13 protein-coding genes are annotated in these 17,807 nt (G+C 66.0%); 9 read left to right on the top strand and 4 right to left on the bottom strand.

The window, feature by feature from the left end; translation table 11 throughout:
• The first annotated feature begins 17 nt into the window (after positions 1–17).
• Positions 18–917, top strand: a complete 900-nt coding sequence (locus C6A77_RS09080; RefSeq protein WP_114169155.1) for a DMT family transporter — start codon at positions 18–20, stop codon at positions 915–917.
• Positions 918–962: 45 nt separating this feature from the next.
• Here C6A77_RS09080 and C6A77_RS09085 read toward each other — a convergent pair whose 3' ends face one another.
• The 4 genes from C6A77_RS09085 to C6A77_RS09100 form a co-directional block, all read right to left on the bottom strand.
• On the bottom strand, positions 963–2,216 hold the full coding sequence (locus tag C6A77_RS09085) for an OprD family porin (protein WP_114169156.1): 1,254 nt from the start codon (positions 2,214–2,216) through the stop codon (positions 963–965).
• Between the two features lie 70 nt (positions 2,217–2,286).
• Complete coding sequence (locus tag C6A77_RS09090) at positions 2,287–3,591, bottom strand: citrate:proton symporter (RefSeq protein WP_114169157.1); 1,305 nt, start codon at positions 3,589–3,591, stop codon at positions 2,287–2,289.
• A 123-nt stretch (positions 3,592–3,714) separates the two neighbouring features.
• Positions 3,715–5,028, bottom strand: a complete 1,314-nt coding sequence (gene dctA / locus C6A77_RS09095) for a C4-dicarboxylate transporter DctA (protein WP_114169158.1) — start codon at positions 5,026–5,028, stop codon at positions 3,715–3,717.
• 71 nt (positions 5,029–5,099) lie between these two features.
• Positions 5,100–6,179 carry a 4-oxalomesaconate tautomerase gene (locus C6A77_RS09100; protein WP_114169159.1) on the bottom strand — a complete coding sequence of 360 codons (1,080 nt, stop codon included), beginning with the start codon at positions 6,177–6,179 and terminating at the stop codon, positions 5,100–5,102.
• A gap of 147 nt (positions 6,180–6,326) precedes the next feature.
• On the opposite strand from C6A77_RS09100, the gene C6A77_RS09105 reads away from it, so the two are divergent.
• From C6A77_RS09105 to C6A77_RS09140, 8 genes are all read left to right on the top strand, one after another.
• A complete protein-coding gene (locus C6A77_RS09105) occupies positions 6,327–7,220 on the top strand; it encodes a LysR family transcriptional regulator (protein WP_114169160.1) in 894 nt (297 codons plus the stop codon).
• Between the two features lie 122 nt (positions 7,221–7,342).
• Positions 7,343–7,999: an HAD family phosphatase gene (locus tag C6A77_RS09110; RefSeq protein WP_114169161.1), complete on the top strand. Its 657-nt coding sequence runs from the start codon at positions 7,343–7,345 to the stop codon at positions 7,997–7,999.
• Between the two features lie 76 nt (positions 8,000–8,075).
• Positions 8,076–10,592, top strand: a complete 2,517-nt coding sequence (locus tag C6A77_RS09115) for an excinuclease ABC subunit UvrA (RefSeq protein WP_114169162.1) — start codon at positions 8,076–8,078, stop codon at positions 10,590–10,592.
• 4 nt (positions 10,593–10,596) lie between these two features.
• A complete protein-coding gene (locus C6A77_RS09120; protein WP_114169163.1) occupies positions 10,597–12,246 on the top strand; it encodes an MFS transporter in 1,650 nt (549 codons plus the stop codon).
• The gene (locus C6A77_RS09125) at positions 12,243–13,376 is read left to right on the top strand and encodes an HlyD family secretion protein (protein ID WP_114169164.1); all 1,134 of its coding nucleotides are present in this window, start codon (positions 12,243–12,245) and stop codon (positions 13,374–13,376) included. Before C6A77_RS09120 ends, C6A77_RS09125 begins: the two co-directional genes overlap by 4 nt.
• A gap of 467 nt (positions 13,377–13,843) precedes the next feature.
• Positions 13,844–14,437 carry a hypothetical protein gene (locus C6A77_RS09130; RefSeq protein WP_114169165.1) on the top strand — a complete coding sequence of 198 codons (594 nt, stop codon included), beginning with the start codon at positions 13,844–13,846 and terminating at the stop codon, positions 14,435–14,437.
• A 367-nt stretch (positions 14,438–14,804) separates the two neighbouring features.
• Entirely contained in the window at positions 14,805–16,109 is a 1,305-nt protein-coding gene (locus tag C6A77_RS09135; RefSeq protein ID WP_114169166.1) for an MFS transporter, read from the top strand.
• Between the two features lie 348 nt (positions 16,110–16,457).
• Positions 16,458–17,786 carry a hypothetical protein gene (locus C6A77_RS09140; protein ID WP_114169167.1) on the top strand — a complete coding sequence of 443 codons (1,329 nt, stop codon included), beginning with the start codon at positions 16,458–16,460 and terminating at the stop codon, positions 17,784–17,786.
• Positions 17,787–17,807 lie beyond the last annotated feature (21 nt).

Below are 17,807 nucleotides of genomic sequence, written 5' to 3' on the forward strand. Positions count from 1 at the left end.
TTACAAGGAAAGTACTGATGCAATCTCATTTCGGCAAAGGTGTGCTCTTTGCCCTCTGCGCCGCTGCACTGAATGCAACCATCGGCGTCCTTAGCAAAGTGTTGATGAACAGTGGTTTCAGCTCCAGCAGCATCGCCCTGATAAAGACCGTACTCGGCTGCCTGCTGCTGTCGCTGCTGTTGCCGTTACTCAAGCGCCCTGCGCAACCGGCCAAGTGGTTTCAGGCGGCCATTTGCGCCTTTCTCGGCATTTTCGTGCTGTTCCACTTTGAAACCTCGGCCTACCGGCACTATGCGGCGGCAGGGGTCGTGGTGATGTTGATGGCCAGCGCCTCGATAGCCTCGATCGTGCTGGGCCGAATCGTTCTGAAAGAGCCGATCAGCGCCAACGTGACGGTCGGTGCCGGGTTGACCATTGCCGGCATCGCGGTCATTTTCGGCGCCGACCTGGAACAGGGCTTCACCCTGCAAGGCGCACTGCTCGCGGCGATTGGCGGGTGCGGTTACGGCGCTTTTTCGGTGGCCATGAAGCGCATGGGCGTATCCGGCGGCCTGCACTTTACCCGGCAACTGTTGCTGTTCGGCAGCCTTTACCTGCTGATGCCGGCGGCAACCGATGGCTTCGGCATCGGCGAGCTGTCGCTGGTGGCGGTGTCGGCTTTGCTGGCGCTGGCGGCGTTGCCGACCATCCTCGGCTTCTTCTGCACCACCAAGGCCATCGAGTACCTGAAGCCGTCGCAAGTCCAGGCACTGGAGCTGACCGAGCCGCTGTTTGCCGCGCTGCTGGCGTTAGTGGTCCTCAACGAAGTGCCGCGCGACACGTTGTATATGGGCGCCGCGTTGATCCTGTGCGGCTTGTGTTTCTCCAACGAGCTGATCCGCCTGGGCAAGAAAGCGCCACAACCGTCCGCCACCTGAGGCAGCGGGCACGCGCACCGGGGCGCGCAGGCCCGCGCCGGTGCGTTACCAGATCGCGATATCGTAGGTCAGGTAGACGCGGTTGCTGTCCCGCCCGCGGGAAAAGTCGGAGCGGTACACGTAGTTGCGCAGTTTCACGCCCAGCCCCTTGATCGGCCCGGATTGCACCACGTAGGCCAGTTCCATGTCCCGCTCCCACTCGCTGAGCCCGGCTTCAGCAGAGCGGCCGTTGTCGCCGCTCAGGTAACGCGCCATGAAGGTCAGCCCGGGGACACCGGCCACGGCAAAATTGTAGGCATAGCTCGCCATCCAGGTTTGCTCTTCCTCCTCGATGAACTTGCCGATGCCGACGTTACTGAACGAATAAACCGTCGCGCCGCTGATGTACGGCAGCCCGGCCGTGCCGTCGAGCACCTGGTAACCCGCACCGACGGTGTGCCCGGAATGGCTGTAAGCCAGCTGCCCGCTGAACATGTCGTTGTCGATTTCGCCGCCATGCGCGGCGCCGCTGTCGCGGCTCTTGAAGTAACGCAGGTCGGTGGTGAGCACCCCGCCGGCCAACGGCAGGTCGTGCACCAGGCCGGCATAGTCCTGGCGGTAGAAGTGCTCGAGCTGGCCATGAAAATAGCTCAGGCGCAGCTGCTTGCTGACGGCGTAGTCGGCACCGGCAAAATTGAAGTCGCCCGACTCGCCGCCGCCATAACCATCCAGGTACAGGCCGGTGCTGTCGGAGGAATCACGCTGCTTGAAACGCTCCAGACGCCCGGCCGTAAGCGTCAGGCCGTCGACATCGGTACTGGTCAGTTGCGTACCCTGGTAGGTCTGCGGCAGCAACCGCGCATCGTTGTACACCAGCACTGGCGTCTTCGGCAGCAAGGTGCCGTGCTTGAGCACGGTCTGCCCCAGCCGCGCCTTGGCGGTCGCCCCGGCACTGGCGAACTGGTCTGCGGCGCGGCCGTCGTCATGCACCGGCAACAGCCCGGTACCGCTGCGGCCGCGGCCCGAATCGAGCTTCACGCCTACCAGCCCCATGGCATCCAGGCCCAGCCCCAACGGGCCTTGGGTAAAGCCGGACTGGTAGTCGAGCAGAAAGCCCTGCGCCCACTCCACCCGTTCACTTTTGGCGGTTGCGGCGGCGCGGGCGCTCATGCCGTGTTCGTCACGGAAGTTTTCGTTGAAGTAGACGTTGCGCAGCTGCAGCTTGAGCTTGCCGTCGTCGATGAATCCGGCAGCGCCGGCCACAGGCAGCCAGCCGCAGAGCAGGCCACAGGTGGCCCCACGGAAAACAGCTCGGGACATGATGGTTACTCTATTGTTGTTCTTGGAGGGGGGGTCGGCTGGTACTGGGCGCCGGGGCGCCCGACGCAGGTCAGACGAAGAAGGACAACGCCCCGGTCAGCAGGGCCAGCGCGGTGATCACCAGCGAGGTGAGCACTGCCCATTTCACCGTGGCCTTCTGGAAGTCGCCGATATCGCGATCGACCATGCCCACCAGCAGCAAGGTCGAGGCCACCAGCGGGCTCATCAGGTGCACAGGCTGGCCCAGCACCGAGGCGCGGGCGATTTCCACCGGGTCGATGCCGTAGGCAGCAGCCGCGTTGGCCAGGATCGGCACCACGCCGAAGTAGTAGGCGTCGTTGGACAGCACGAAGGTCAGCGGCATGCTGGTCAGCGCCACCACCAGCGGGAACCAGTGGCTCCAGGCTTGGGGAATCCAGTCGACCAGGGTCTGCGCCAGCGCATCGACCATCTTGGTCCCCGAGAAGATCCCGGCGAAGATGCCGGCGGCAAATACCAGCAGCACCACGGTCATGGCGTTGCCCGAATGGGCGAGGATACGCGCCTTCTGCAGCTCCAGCTGCGGGTAGTTGATCATCAGCGCCGCGACGAAACCGATCATGAACAGCAGCGCCGAATGCATCACGCCCAGCACCAGGGCGGTCATTACCGCGATCACCAGCACCAGGTTGACATATGCCAGGCGTGGCCGCTTGTGCGGGTTGTCGCCGAGGATTTCCTTGATGTAGCAGCTGCCGCCACCCGATTCCAGGGCGATGTTGCCGATGCGTTTACGCTCGGCGCGGCCCAGCAGGTAGGCGGTGAACACCACCCAGGCCGCCCCGCCGATCACCGTCGGCAGCATCGGGATGAAGTACTCGGTGGCATCCAGCCCGAGCGCGGCGATGGCCCGGGTGGCCGGCCCGCCCCAGGGGCTCATGCCGCTCATGATGCTCAGCGACAGCATCGACACCGTGGCCAGGATCATCGGGTTCATGCCAATGCGCTTGTACAGCGGCAGCATCGCCGCGCAGGTGATCATGTAGGTGGTGGTGCCATCACCGTCGAGCGCCACCAGCAATGACAGCAGCGCGGTACCGATGGCGATCTTGATCGGGTCGCCATTGACGCGTCTGAGGATCTTGCGGATCAGCGGGTCGAACAGGCCGGCATCGATCATCAGGCCGAAGAACAGGATGGCGAACAGCAACAGCGCCGCCGACGGCGCGACCATCTTCAGGCCATCGAGCATCATCTTGCCCAGCTCGGGGGCGAAGCCACCGATTACGGCGAAGACGATGGGTACCACGGTGAGCGCGACGATTGGCGACAGGCGTTTACTCATGATCAGGTAGGTGAAGGTCACCACCATGATCAGGCCCAGGAGTGCGAGCATGGTTTTTTCTCTTGTTTTTATGCTGTTGCGGCCATCGGCAAGGCAGACGGCCCCCTACCCCACTCGGCATCGCCAGGATGCTGAGTGGGATTTTAAGTCAACGATGGGAGGAAGAAGTGCCTTTCAGCCGTGGTGGCGCGGCTCGGCGGACCAGTCGGCCGGCGCAGCGCCCGCCTCGGCCGGCAGCGCCGGGGTACGGTTCAGGCGGCGCAGCAAGGTTTCCCGGTCACAGGCGTTCTCCGACAGCGAGATCACCACCGTGGCCACGGCGTTGCTGGCCAGGCTGGTCAGCGCGCGCGCTTCGGACATGAAGCGGTCGATGCCGATCAGCAAGGCCAGCCCCGCCAATGGGATGTCGTGAATGACCGTGAGGGTCGAGGCCAGCGCCACGAAACCGCTGCCGGTCACACCCGCAGCGCCCTTGGACGACAACAGCATGATCGCCAGCATGGTCACCGTCTGGCCCAGGGTCAGGTCGATGTTGCAGGCCTGCGCGATGAACACCGCCGCCAGCGACAGGTAGATGGCGGTACCGTCCAGGTTGAAGGAATAGCCGGTAGGCAGCACCAGCCCGACCACGCCTTTCTTGCAGCCGAGCTTTTCGAGTTTTTCCAGCATGCGCGGCAGCACTGGCTCGGTGGACGATGTGCCGAGCACCACCAGGAATTCCTCGCGGAAATAGCGCAGCAGCTTCCACAGGCTGAAACCATGCGCCCGGCAGATACCGCCGAGCACCACCAGCACGAAGAACGCGCAGGCGATGTACAACGTCCCCACCAGCTTGGCCAGTGCGCCGAGCGAGGTCACGCCATACTGGCCGACGGTGAACGCCAGTGCACCGAAGGCGCCGACCGGGGCGAAGCGCATCAGGTAACCGAAGATGCGAAACACCATGGTCGAAGCCGATTCCAGCACATCCAGTACCGGCTTGCCCTTCTCGCCCATGGACGACAGGGCAAAACCGCTGAGCACCGCGATGAACAGCACCGGCAGCACTTCACCCTTGTTGAAGGCACCGATGAAGGTGTCCGGGATGATGTGCATGAAGAAGTCGACCACGCTGAGCTTCGCCGCAGACGCCGCGTACTGGCCGAGCCCTGCGGTGCTGAGGGTGGCCGGGTCGATGTTCATGCCGACCCCGGGGCGCAACAGGTACACCGCGGCGAGGCCGATCATCAGGCTGACCACGGTGAGTAGCAGAAACAACAGCAAGGTCTTGCTCATCAAGCGCCCCAGCGAGCGCTTGTCGGTCATGCCGGCGATACCGGTGACGATGGTGCAAAACACCACCGGGGCGATCATCATCTTGATCAGCTTGATGAACGCATCACCCAGCGGCTTGAGCGCAACGGCCTGTTGCGCCCAGAAGTGGCCGACCACCACGCCCAGCAGGACGGCGCAGAGGATCTGGAAGTACAGCGATTTGGCGAGTCTCATGAGGCATCACCCATTGTTGAAATTGTGCGGATGCGCTTGTGCGAAGGTGCAGGCCAGGGTTGGCGCCGGGGCTACCCGGCCAGCCTGCGCAAGGTAGGGGCGTAGACGAAGCCTGAGAACAGCCGCCGGGCGGTGCGCACGACCGAGGCCTGGATGGTCTTGCCATCGGCACCGCCGCGCGACAGCGCCACATCGATGCCGCCACTGGGGTGTTCCAGGCGTACCTCGGCCAGTTGCTCGGCACCCTCGCCCAGCAGTTCGCCGATGACCGTGCCGGGGCTGACGCAGGCCGTGGCCAGGCCGATCGCGCCGGTGATGGCCAGCGCGCGGTGGCAGTTGTGCGGCATGAAGTAGCGCACCTGCAAGGTGCCATCGTAGCGGGGCCTGGACACCAGCACCGGCTTGGGGATGACCATGCCACTGACATCGCCCAGGCCCATGGCCTTGCCGGCCTTCAGGCGCAACGCCTCGAGGCGCTCGAGCAGTGTGCCGTTGGCGTCGAGTTCGGCCGGGGTTTCCGAACCGGTGACGCCCAGCTGGCTGGCCTCCACCACCATCATCGGCATGGCCATGTCGATGCAGGTGACGGCGACACCATCGAGCACATCCCTGGCCTGGCCGGTCGGGAACAGCTTGCCGGTCTTGCTGCCGACCGCATCGAGGAAGGTCAGCTGCACCGGCGCGGCAGTGCCCGGTACGCCATCGATCGCCGTGCGGCCTTCGTAGCGCACGATGCCGCCCGGGGTTTCCACCAGCGAGTTGACGAAGGTCCCGGTGTTGAGGTTGCGGATGCGCACCAAGGTCTTGCCCTCCTGGCCTTTGACCAGGCCTTGCTCGATGGCGAACGGGCCAACGGCGCACAGCATGTTGCCGCAGTTGGGCGCCGTATCGACCCGGCGTTGGGCGACCATGACCTGGACGAACAGGTAGTCGACGTCGGCGTCGGCATGCAGCGAAGGGCTGACAATCGCCACCTTGCTGGTCTGCGGGCTACCGCCACCGATGCCGTCGATTTCCAGTTCATGCCCGGAACCCATCAGGTTGATCAGCAATTCGTCGCGTTCGACCACATTGGCAGGCAGGTCCCAGGCGTGGAAAAACGGCCCCTTCGAGGTGCCGCCGCGCATGAGTACGCAAGGAATTCGTTGCATGATTTCGCACTCTTGTTGATCAATGGACATCATTGATGTTGTGGACACAAGATTGACAGGGACGGATAAATCAATCCAATGCAAATATCGTAGGTATTATTCCGATCCAAGCATCAATAACAGGCCTGGGCCAGAGAGCGATTCGAGATGGAATATGAGCTGCAAGACATACGATCTTTCGTGAAAATCGCCGAACTGGGGAGTTTTCACGAAGCCGCAGAAGCGCTGCACCTGTCGCAGCCCGCCCTCAGTCGGCGGATCAAGAAGCTGGAAGAAGGTTTGGGCACTTCGCTGCTCGAACGCACCACCCGCCGCGTCAGCCTCACCAGCGTCGGGCGTGACTTTTTGCCCAAGGCCAGGCGCCTGCTGGACGACTTCGAGGACTCGATCCTGAGCATTCGCGAATTGGCCGAACGCCAGACCGGCCAGGTAACCCTTGCCTGTATCCCGACCGCAGCGTTCTATTTCCTGCCGTCGGTGATCCGCGACTACAACCAGCAGTACCCGAAGATCCGCATTCGGCTGCTGGACCTCAGCGCCAACGAAGGGCTCGAAGCCGTGCTGCGCGGTGAAGCCGATTTCGGCATCAACATGATGAGCGGCCAACACCCGGACATCGAGTTCGTCTCCCTGGTGCAGGAGCATTTCGTCCTGGCCTGCCGTCGCGACCACAAGCTGGCCGACCGCGACGCCGTGACCTGGACGGAACTGGCCGACTACCGGCTGATCGGCGTGGGCCGCCTGAGCGGCAACCGCATGTTGCTCGACCATGCCCTGTCCGGGCTCAACCTGCGGCCCAAGTGGTTTTATGAAGTTCAGCACCTGTCCACCTCGCTGGGCATGGTCGAGGCCGGGCTGGGTGTGTCGGCCATGCCCAGCCTGGCCATGCCCAGCGCCGACCACCCGACCCTGGTCAGCGTGCCGCTGATCGAACCCCAGGTCACCCGCACCCTTGGCCTGGTCTATCGACGCGGGGCGTCGCTGTCGCCAGCGGCGGAGAAGTTCGTGTCGATCCTGCTGGACAAGTGGTCCAACCGTTGAGCGACCTGCCTGGCTGCAGGCCCAGCGCAACCGGCGGCGGGAATCGGGTGTTGCCAGCGGCCCCTCGGAAGGCAAAGAATCACCCCTCTGGCTTGCCCCTGTTTCGCTGATCTGGATACCCGATGCTGACTGCCCTGTTGTTCGACCTCGATGGAACTCTCACCGACACCGACACTCTGCACTTGCAGGCGTTTCGCCAACTGCTGCGCGAGCATGATGGCCGCGAACTGAGCCAGGCGCAGTTCGAAGCCCAGGTCAGCGGCCGCGCCAATGGCGAGTTGTTCGCCGAGCTGTTTGCCGGCGCCAGTGCCGAACAGCGCCAGGCCCTGGCTGAGCGCAAGGAAGCGCTGTTCCGCAGCCTGTCACCCTGCCTGGAACCGCTGCCGGGCCTGTTGCACCTGCTGGAGCATGCCCAGGCCCACGCACTCGGTGTGTGCGTGGTGACCAACGCGCCGCGGCTGAACGCCGAGCACATGCTGAACGCCATGGGCCTGGGCCAGCGTTTCGAGCATGTGCTGGTGGCCGACGAGCTGGCACGGCCCAAGCCGGACCCGCTGCCGTACCTGACCGGGTTGCAGCGCCTGGGTGCCGAGGCCGCGCAGGCGCTGGCCTTCGAGGACTCGCTGCCGGGGGTGACTGCGGCCCATGGCGCGGGGATTTTCACCGTGGGTGTGGCGACCACGCAGACGCCGGCGCGGTTGCGCGCGGCCGGGGCCGGGCTGGAAATCGAAGACTTCAATGACCCGGCGCTGTGGGCCCTGATCGGCGCCAGGCAATGAACGGCCCCGGCCTTACCCTTGCCGACGCCCCCTGATGGATTGCTACCTTCACCCTTCCCCAGCCAAGGACCGCCCCATGCCCCCACGCCAAACGCCCCCCACCGGTTTCATCCGCGTCCGTGGCGCACGTGAGCACAACCTCAAGAACATCGATGTCGATATCCCCCGCGATGCGCTGGTGGTGTTTACCGGCGTATCCGGTTCGGGCAAGTCCTCGCTGGCGTTTTCCACCCTGTACGCCGAAGCCCAGCGCCGCTACTTCGAGTCGGTGGCGCCGTATGCCCGGCGCCTGATCGACCAGGTCGGTGTGCCCGATGTAGATGCCATCGAAGGCCTGCCACCGGCGGTGGCCCTGCAACAGCAACGCGGCACGCCGAGCGCACGGTCTTCGGTGGGCAGCGTGACCACCTTGTCCAGCTCGATCCGCATGCTCTACTCGCGCGCCGGCCGTTACCCGGCCGGGCAGGCGATGCTGTATGCCGAGGACTTTTCGCCGAACACGCCGCAAGGGGCCTGCCCGCAATGCCACGGCATGGGCCGGGTGTACGAGGTGACCGAAGCGACCCTGGTCCCCGACCCGTCACTGACCATCCGCGAACGCGCGGTGGCGGCGTGGCCGCAGGCCTGGCAGGGGCAAAACCTGCGCGATATCCTGGTAACGCTGGGCTATGACGTCGACATCCCCTGGCGCGACCTGCCCCAGGCGCAGCGCGACTGGATCCTGTTCACCGAAGAAACCCCCACCGCGCCGGTGTATGCCGGGCTGACCCCGGCGCAGACCCGCGCCGCCCTCAAGCGCAAGCTGGAGCCCAGCTACCAGGGCACTTTCATGGGTGCCCGGCGTTACGTGCTGCATACCTTCATGCATTCGCAAAGCGCGCAGATGCGCAAGCGCGTGGCCCGCTTCATGCACCCCAGCCCCTGCCCGCTGTGCCAGGGCAAGCGCCTGAAACGCGAGGCGCTGGGCGTGACCTTCGCCGGCCTGGACATCGCCGAGCTGTCACACCTGCCGCTGCAGGCGCTGGCCGAGGTGTTGCGCAAGGTGGCGGCAGCCGGTTACCTGGCCCAGCAGCAGGATGAGCTGACCCTGGAAAAGCGCCTGGCTGCGCAACGCATCGCCCATGAACTGCTCGAACGCATCGACACCCTGCTCGACCTTGGCCTGGGCTACCTGGCCCTGGAGCGCAGCACGCCGACCCTGTCCTCCGGCGAGCTGCAACGCCTGCGCCTGGCCACCCAGCTGAATTCGCAGCTGTTCGGCGTCGTCTACGTGCTCGACGAGCCCTCGGCCGGGCTGCACCCGGCCGACAGCGAGGCCCTGTTCGCCGCCTTGCAGCGGCTGAAGGATGCCGGCAACTCGGTGTATGTGGTCGAGCACGACCTCGACACCATGCGCCGCGCCGACTGGCTGGTCGATGTCGGGCCGGCCGCCGGCGAGCATGGCGGCACCATTCTGTACAGCGGCCCGCCCGCCGGCCTGGCCAAGGTCGAGCCGTCATGCACCCGGGCCTACCTGTTCAGCAGCGCGGTCCAGGCCGCCCGCACAGTGCGCCCGGCGCAGGGCTGGCTGAAGCTCGAAGGCATAACCCGCAACAACCTGCACGACCTCAGTGCCGAATTCCCGCTGGGCTGTTTTACCGCCGTTACCGGTATTTCCGGCTCGGGCAAGTCGAGCCTGGTCAGCCAGGCCCTGCTGGAACTGGTCGGGGCCCACCTGGGCCATGCCGAACCGCGCAGCGAGCCCGAAGAACAAAGCCTGGAAGACGAACCCGAGCAGGCCAGTAGCGGGCATGTGAGTGCGGGCCTTGGCAGCATCAAACGGCTGGTCCAGGTGGACCAGAAGCCGATCGGCCGCACGCCGCGCTCCAACCTGGCCACCTACACCGGCCTGTTCGATCACGTGCGCAAGCTGTTCGCCGCCACTGAACAGGCCAAGGCCCAAGGCTTCGATGCCGGACGCTTTTCCTTCAACGTGGCCAAGGGCCGCTGTGAACATTGCGAGGGCGAAGGCTTCGTCAGCGTCGAGCTGCTGTTCATGCCCAGCGTCTATGCCCCCTGCCCGACCTGCCATGGCGCGCGTTACAACCCGCAGACCCTGGCGGTGCACTGGCAAGGCATGAACATCGCCCAGGTGTTGCAACTGACCGTCGACCAGGCCCTGGCGGTGTTCGCCGAACAGCCCGCCGTGCGGCGCTGCCTGCAGGTGCTGCAGGACATCGGCCTGGGCTACCTGCGCCTGGGCCAGCCGGCCACCGAGCTGTCCGGTGGCGAGGCGCAGCGCATCAAGCTGGCCACCGAGCTGCAGCGCCTGGCCCGTGGCGCGACGTTGTACGTGCTGGACGAGCCTACCAACGGCCTGCACCCGCAGGACATCGACCGGCTGCTGCTGCAACTCAACCGCCTGGTCGATGCCGGGCACAGTGTGGTGGTGGTCGAGCATGACATGCGCGTGGTCGCGCAGTGCGACTGGGTCATCGACATCGGGCCGGGCGCCGGCGATGCCGGGGGCCGGGTGGTAGTCAGCGGCACGCCGCAGGCGGTGGCTGGGTGCGCTGAAAGCCGCACTGCGCCGTTCCTGGCCAAAGCTTTGTAGCGCCATGGACAAATACGCCCCGCGCCAGTGGCTGCCCCACGAAAAGCCCAGCCTGCCAGGCTCGCCCTCGACGCCGCTGCACACCCCGGCCAAGCGCCTGGCCTACGGCGCGGTCGGCCTGCTGGTGGCCATTACCGGCGGCCTGGGCAACGCGCTGGTCACCGCCAACCTGGTTTTCCTGCAAGGCGCGCTGGGCGCGACCACGGCGGAAATGGCCTGGCTGCCAGCCGCCTATGTCATGACCAATGTGTCGATCAACCTGTTGCTGGTGAAGTTTCGCCAGCAGTTCGGCCTGCGCGCCTTCACCGAGGTGTTCCTGGTGCTGTATGCCCTGGTTACCTTCGCCCACCTGCTGGTCAACGACCTCAACTCGGCCATCGCCGTGCGTGCGGCGCACGGCATGGTCGGCGCCGCACTCAGCTCGCTGGGGCTGTACTACATGATCCAGGCGTTTCCGGCAAAATGGCGGCTGAAAGCGATGGTGCTGGGGCTCGGCGCCTCGCAGCTGGCATTGCCGCTGGCGCGGATCTTTTCCGAAGACCTGCTGCAGATCGCCGAGTGGCGCGGGCTGTACCTGTTCGAACTGGGCCTGGCGTTGGCCGCGCTGGGTTGCGTGCTGCTGCTCAAGCTGCCGCCCGGTGACCGCTTCAAGACCTTCGAACCGCTGGACTTTCTCACCTTCTCGCTGATGGCCAGCGGCACCGCCCTGCTCTGCGCGGTGCTCTCGCTCGGGCGCATCGACTGGTGGCTGGAGGCGCCATGGATCGGCGTGGCCCTGGCCGCCTCGATCGGCCTGATCCTCACCGGCCTGGCGATCGAGCACAACCGCCAGAACCCGTTGCTGATGACCCGCTGGCTCGGCAGTGGGGCGATCATCCGCCTGGCCTTGTGCGTGGTGCTGATCCGCATGGTCACCTCGGAGCAGTCCACCGGTGCGGTCGGTTTTCTGCAGGCGCTGAACCTGGGCAGCGAGCAGATGCGCACGCTGTATGCGGTCATGCTGCTGGGCGCGGTGGCCGGCCTGGCCAGCAGCGCCCTCACCATCAACCCCGGCCACCTGGTGATGCCGCTGCTCATCGCGTTGCTGGCGATGGCCACCGGGGCGTTCATGGACAGCAGCTCGAGCAACCTCACCCGCCCCGCGCAGATGTACCTCAGCCAGTTCCTGCTGGCGTTCGGCAGTACCTTCTTCCTCGGCCCGTCCATGGCCCTGGGCATCAGCCATGTGCGCGCCAACCCGCGCAACCTGGTGAGCTTCTCGGTGCTGTTCGGCATCTGCAACAACCTCGGCGGCCTGCTTGGCGCGGCGCTGCTGGGCACCTTCCAGACCTGGCGGGAGAAATTTCACTCCAGCCACCTGATGGACCGCATCAGCTACCTGGAACCCCTGGTCACGGCGCGCGTGCAAAGCGGCGGCGCCGGCTACGGCGCGATCATCGCCGACCCGGCGCTGCGCAGCGAGGCCGGTATGCGCCTGCTGGCCAGTGCCGCCACGCGCGAAGCCAACATCATGGCCTACAACGATGTGTTCGCGCTGATCGGCAGCATCGCTATTCTGACCATGATCTGGATCTGCATCCGTAGCACCTGGCTCTGGCACAGCAAACGCCAGGCCGGCTCTTCCGACTCCACCCCCGGCGCGCCCACCCGATGACCGACGACACCCGCAGCAGCACCACCACCGCCATCGCCGAAACCCCGGAAGGCGCCACGCCGCCCAGCGAACCGAGCAGCCCGGCCCGTTCGCGGCGGGTGCGCATCCTCTCGTCGATCAGCTTCGCCGGCGTGGCCCTGGCCGGCATCCTGCTGGTGCTGTATGCCTGGCGCCTGCCGCCCTTCAGCAGCGCCATCGAAAGCACCGAGAACGCCCTGGTGCGCGGCCAGGTGACCATCATCGGGCCGCAGCTGAGCGGCTATGTCGTTGATGTGCCCGTGCATGATTTCCAGTTCGTCAAGGCCGGCGACCTGCTGGTGCAACTGGACGACCGCATCTACCGGCAACGCCTGGCGCAGGCCATCGCCCAGCTGCAACAGCAACAGGCGGCGCTGGCCAACAACCTGCAGCAGCGCAACAGTGCCGAGGCGGGCATTGCCCAGCGCCGGGCGGCCATCGACGATGCCGCCGCCCAAGCCGCCAAGGCCAAGGCCGATTTGGCGCGCAACCAGTTGCTGGTTGGCGACGGCTCGGTGTCGCGCCGCGACCTGGACCTGGCCCGGGCCAGCCACGCCGCGGCGGTGGCCAGCCTGGCTCAGGCCAAAGCGGCGCTGGAGATTGCCCGCCAGGACCGGGAAACCGTGGTGGTCAACCGCGCCGCGCTGGAAGCTGCGGTGGAAAACGCCAAGGCCGCCGTGGAACTGGCGCGCATCGACCTCGACAACACCCGCGTCACCGCCCCGCGTGATGGCCAGCTGGGGCAGATCGGCACGCGCCTGGGGGCTTATGTGAATTCCGGCGCGCAGCTGATGGCACTGGTACCCGATACCCTCTGGGTGATCGCCAACATGAAGGAAACCCAGATGGCCAATGTGCGCATCGGCCAGCCGGCAAGCTTTACCGTGGATGCGCTGAACCATTTGAAGCTGCACGGGCACGTGCAACAGATTTCACCCGCCACCGGCTCCGAGTTCGCCTTGCTGCAGGCCGACAATGCCACTGGCAATTTCGTCAAGATCGCCCAGCGCATACCGGTGCGCATCACCGTGGATGCCGGCCAGCCACAAGCCCGGCAACTGCGCCCGGGGATGTCGGTGGTGGTGAGTATCGATACCCGTCGCGAACCGTGATGTCGCGCGTACCGACCTGGCGCGGGCAAGGCAGCGCTCACGGACCTGCAGATAACCATTCACCGCGTCGCCTGCTTCGCGGGTGAACCCGCTCCCACAGGGATCCACGCAGACCTCGGGCTGACGCTGTGCCTGTGGGAGCGGCCGTGGCCGCGAACACCGGCGCAGCCGGTGCTATCCACCGCGTCGTCTGCTTCGCGGGCTTGCCCGCTTCCACAGGAACCCGCGCAGGCCTCGGGCTCACGCTGTGCCTGTGGGAGCGGCCATGGCCGCGAACACCGGCGCAGCCGGTGCCATCCACCGCGTCGTCTGCTTCGCGGGCTTGCCCGCTCCCACAGGATAGGCGGATCGCCTGCGAATCCAGTTCCCTTGGCGACCGCACAGCCAAGATGCCGTCGTGCCACGATTGCGCCGCTCTAACCCGTGGGTTCTAATCGCGCACGATCCATTTCCAAGGAAGTTCCACCATGTACAGGAAGATCGTGCCGCTGGCGCTGCTGGCAACCCTGGGCGGTTGCTCCGAGCGCCAGGATGCCCCCGAGGCCAGTTTTCACAAGGCCGCCCAGGCCTACCTCGACACCCAGTACCCGCACTGCTTCGTCATCAGTTCATTCCCCACCAGAACCCGCGACTTCGATGTGCACGGCACCAACAAGGCCTTGCATGCCCTGGCCCAGGTGGGTGTGGTCAGCGAGAAGGAAATCTCGCGCACCGAAGTGCCTGCGCGGCTGTGGTCGCCGGCGCGCACGGATATCTACTACGCCTACGACCTCACCGACGAAGGCCGCAAGTACTACAAGGCGCAACAAGGCCTGTGCTTCGGCAAGGCCCAGGTGACCGCCATCGAGCAGTTCAGCAAGCCGAGCGAGGCCAACGGGCAGAAGCGCTCGAAGGTGACCTACGCCTACAAAGTCACCGGGTTGCCGGCCTGGGCTGCCGATGAACAGGTCAAGGCCAACGTTGCCGAGCTGGGCGAGGCCCTGGCCAGCCACGACAGGCCGCTCAAGGACACCCGCGAGATGGTGCTGACCCGCCAGGGCTGGCAATTGCTCGAGCAGTAACAGCGGGGCCGGTTTGTCTGCCACGGACAGGTTCATGTCGCGCGCAGACTGCGGCGTCTCGTCGCACACCCAAGCCCCTTGGGCAAAACCGCTCAAGCCCGTAGAATCGCGCTTCCTTTTCGCCCGTCGCCTTGAACGGTGGCAACCGGCAGCAATGACAGAGTCCGTGCCTGAACACATGACCGCACATGTGAAATAGGCTCAACCCTCCCCGCCAGGCCCACTCCCACAGGGCCCAGCGGTTGAGTCTTGCCCAGGTCGCATCCAGCCCAGGCACATCCGTGCAACCACTCGGCCCCGTTTTCGGGCCGAGCCGGTGTGCGCGTTCGAAAAGGCGCTTGTTCTGCTCATCCAACCAGAGGTACCTATGTCTCCGCGTTTGCTGGCCATGGCGCTGGCGCCCCTGCTCGGGCTGTTCATCATTGCCCTGGGCAACGGCTTCATGTCTTCCCTTACCACCTTGCGCCTCGGCGCTGCCGGCGAGTCGGCCACCACCATCGGTGTCGTCTCCTCGACCTACTTCATCGGCCTCACCCTCGGCGCCATCTTCAACGACCGGTTGATCCTGCGCATCGGGCACATCCGCGCCTACACCAGCTTTGCCTCGCTGATCGCCGTGACCATCCTGCTGCAGGGCCTGTTCTACGACGTCACCTGGTGGTCGGTGCTGCGCCTGATCAACGGCTGGGCGGCGGTGGGCGTGTTCCTGGTGATCGAAAGCTGGCTGCTGCTGGCCGGCGACGCCAAGATCCGCGGCCGCCTGCTGGCGCTGTACATGATCGCCTTCTACGGCGCCGGGGTCATCGCCCAGGCCGGCCTCGGCGAAATCACCCACATGGGCGACACCGCGCCGTTCATGCTGGCCGGTGTGCTCGCCGCGCTGTCGGTACTGCCCATCGTCATCCTGCCACGGGTGTCGCCGCTGCTCGACCAGGTCGAGCCGCTCAAGCCGCGGCAGTTGCTCGGCGTGGCACCGTCGGGGCTGGTCGGCTGCTTCGGTTCCGGTGTGGCGATTGCCGGTATCTATGCGCTGTTGCCGCTGTACCTGCAGCGCATCGGCCTGGATGTGGGTGAAGTCGGCAACATGATGGCCTGGGTGATTCTGGGCGCCATGCTGCTGCAGTACCCGGTCGGGCGTTGGTCCGACCGCAAGGACCGCCAGGATGTGCTGATCGCCCTGGCCGCGTTGTGCGTGGTGCTGTCGCTGGTGACGGTGTTCCTGCCGTCGGACTCGGTGCTGCTGCCGGCCATGCTGTTCCTGCTTGGCGGTGGGGTGTTCACCCTGTACCCGGTGGCGGTCAGCCATGCGGCCGACCGCGCGCCGTCCGATGCGCTGGTGCCGATGATCCAGGGCCTGCTGCTGATCAACTCGCTGGGCTCGGCGATGGCACCGCTGGCGATGTCGCCGATGATGACCGAATTTGGCGAGGCCGGGCTGTTCTGGGCCTTTGCCGTGGTCAACCTGGGCATGGTGTGCTTCTTCATCTGGCGCCGTGGCAAGCGCCCGGCGGCGGAGCACCCGGCGCCGTTCACCGCCTCGACCACCTTTTCGCCGACCGGTGCCGAGCTGCGGGTGACCGAAGACCTGATGCACGCCGCGCAGGAGCACCCGCCGCTGGAGCCGGTGGCCAACGCTGCGCCCGCAGCGGCGCAGCGCTCGGAATCGCACTGACGCCGGGGGCGCGCCGCTAGCGCAATGCTGGTCACTGTGGGAGCGGGCGCGCCCGCGAACACCGGCGAAGCCGGTGCCATTCACCGCGTCGCCTGCTTCGCGGGCGCGCCCGCTCCCACATGATCGGCGTGCGCCTGGCAGTTGGTGAATACGGGCGTAACACGCCAACCGCCCCCCAATACTGGGGGACCGCGGCCCACCGATCGAGCCCCTGAAAACGCCCTGACGGCGAAGTGGATCCCTTGTTACACAAGGCCTGCAGCTGGTTTTTCCGGCTTTGGCACAGCTATTGCCGATCTCCTGCCAGACGCCCAAACCCATGGGCCCGTTTGCAGGAGGAACAGACTCATGCACCGACCGATACCTCACCCGCTGGCACTGGCGATACTCGCCGGTATGCTCCAGCTTCCGGCACAGGCTGCCTTGAATGCTGTCGACCCCGGCGCCTATGTCCCCGCCAACGGCGGCTTCCCCGCCTGGTACCAGGACAGCCACGGCCGCACCCTCGACCTGTGCCTGACCAAGGCCGTCAGTTCACGCGTCGCTGGCGCCCCCGGCGCGCCGTCGTACATGTGCACGCTGCTGCCCACGCCCGGCGTGTTCGACGATACCCAACCCATCGTCTTCCCCGGCAACTTCCCTGACGAAGCGTTCTGGTTCACCGCCGACGCCGCCATCGTCGACGCCGCGCGCGGCATCGACCTGGGCTACGGCGCGGCGGTCGAAGCGGCATTCGCCGCCGATGAGCCGGTCGACGGTGACCAGGTCAGCTTTGCCCGGGTGCGTATCCGCGTCGATGTGCCCAGCGCCGGCACCTACGTCATCACCCACCCCTACGGCGTCGAAGTGTTCGACGTACCGGCAGGCGGGCGCCGGGCGATCAACATGACCCGCGACATCGGCATTGCCGGCGCCGGCGACTTCAGCGGTGCCCTCAAAGGCGATGTCGGGCCGTTCCTGCGCAGCGTCAACGGCCCTTACACCGAAGGCAGCGAGCGTTTCATCGGCGACCCGAACCTGGAAGAACGGGTCACCGGCAGCCCGTTCAACACCAACTTCGTACGCATCGAAGGCCCCGGTGGCCTGGACCTGCGCACCGAGCTGTTCGCGGTCTCGGGCAAGCTGTCCGAGGTGGCGCTGGCAACCCCGCTGATGCCGCAACGCAGCACCTACTCGCGGCATACAGAGAACGGCGACCTGCGCGCCCAGCAGGACATCTTCGTCATGGCCCCGCCGCCACCGGCCAGCGTCACCCTGACCAGCCAGACCCCGAACCTGAACCTCAGCGAAGCCAACGGCACGGGCGCCTGGTACGGCCAGTCGGTGCTCGACCCGGCCGCCGGGACGGTGCTGACGCTGAGCGCCGACAACAGCGTGGCGATACCCAGCAGCAGCCTGACCAGCACCAACGTGGCGCTGACCGACCTGGTCACCATCACCCAGGCGCAGTACCGCCTGTCCACCGGCGAACTGACCCTGGTGGCCAGCAGCAGCGACGAAACCACACCGCCCGTGCTCACCGCGCGTACCGGCAACGGCACGCTGATCGGCAACCTCAGCGGCAACGGCGCCGTGAAGACCTTGAGCACCAGCCTGTCGCCCATCCCGCCGGCCAAGGTGCAGGTCACCAGTGCCAATGGCGGTAGCGACAGCGAAGACGTGGTGCTGGTGCCATGAACAGACAAAGGCTCAGCCTTC

Origin of the sequence: Pseudomonas sp. AFG_SD02_1510_Pfu_092 (assembly GCF_003331055.1) — a bacterium.
Classification (GTDB): domain Bacteria; phylum Pseudomonadota; class Gammaproteobacteria; order Pseudomonadales; family Pseudomonadaceae; genus Aquipseudomonas.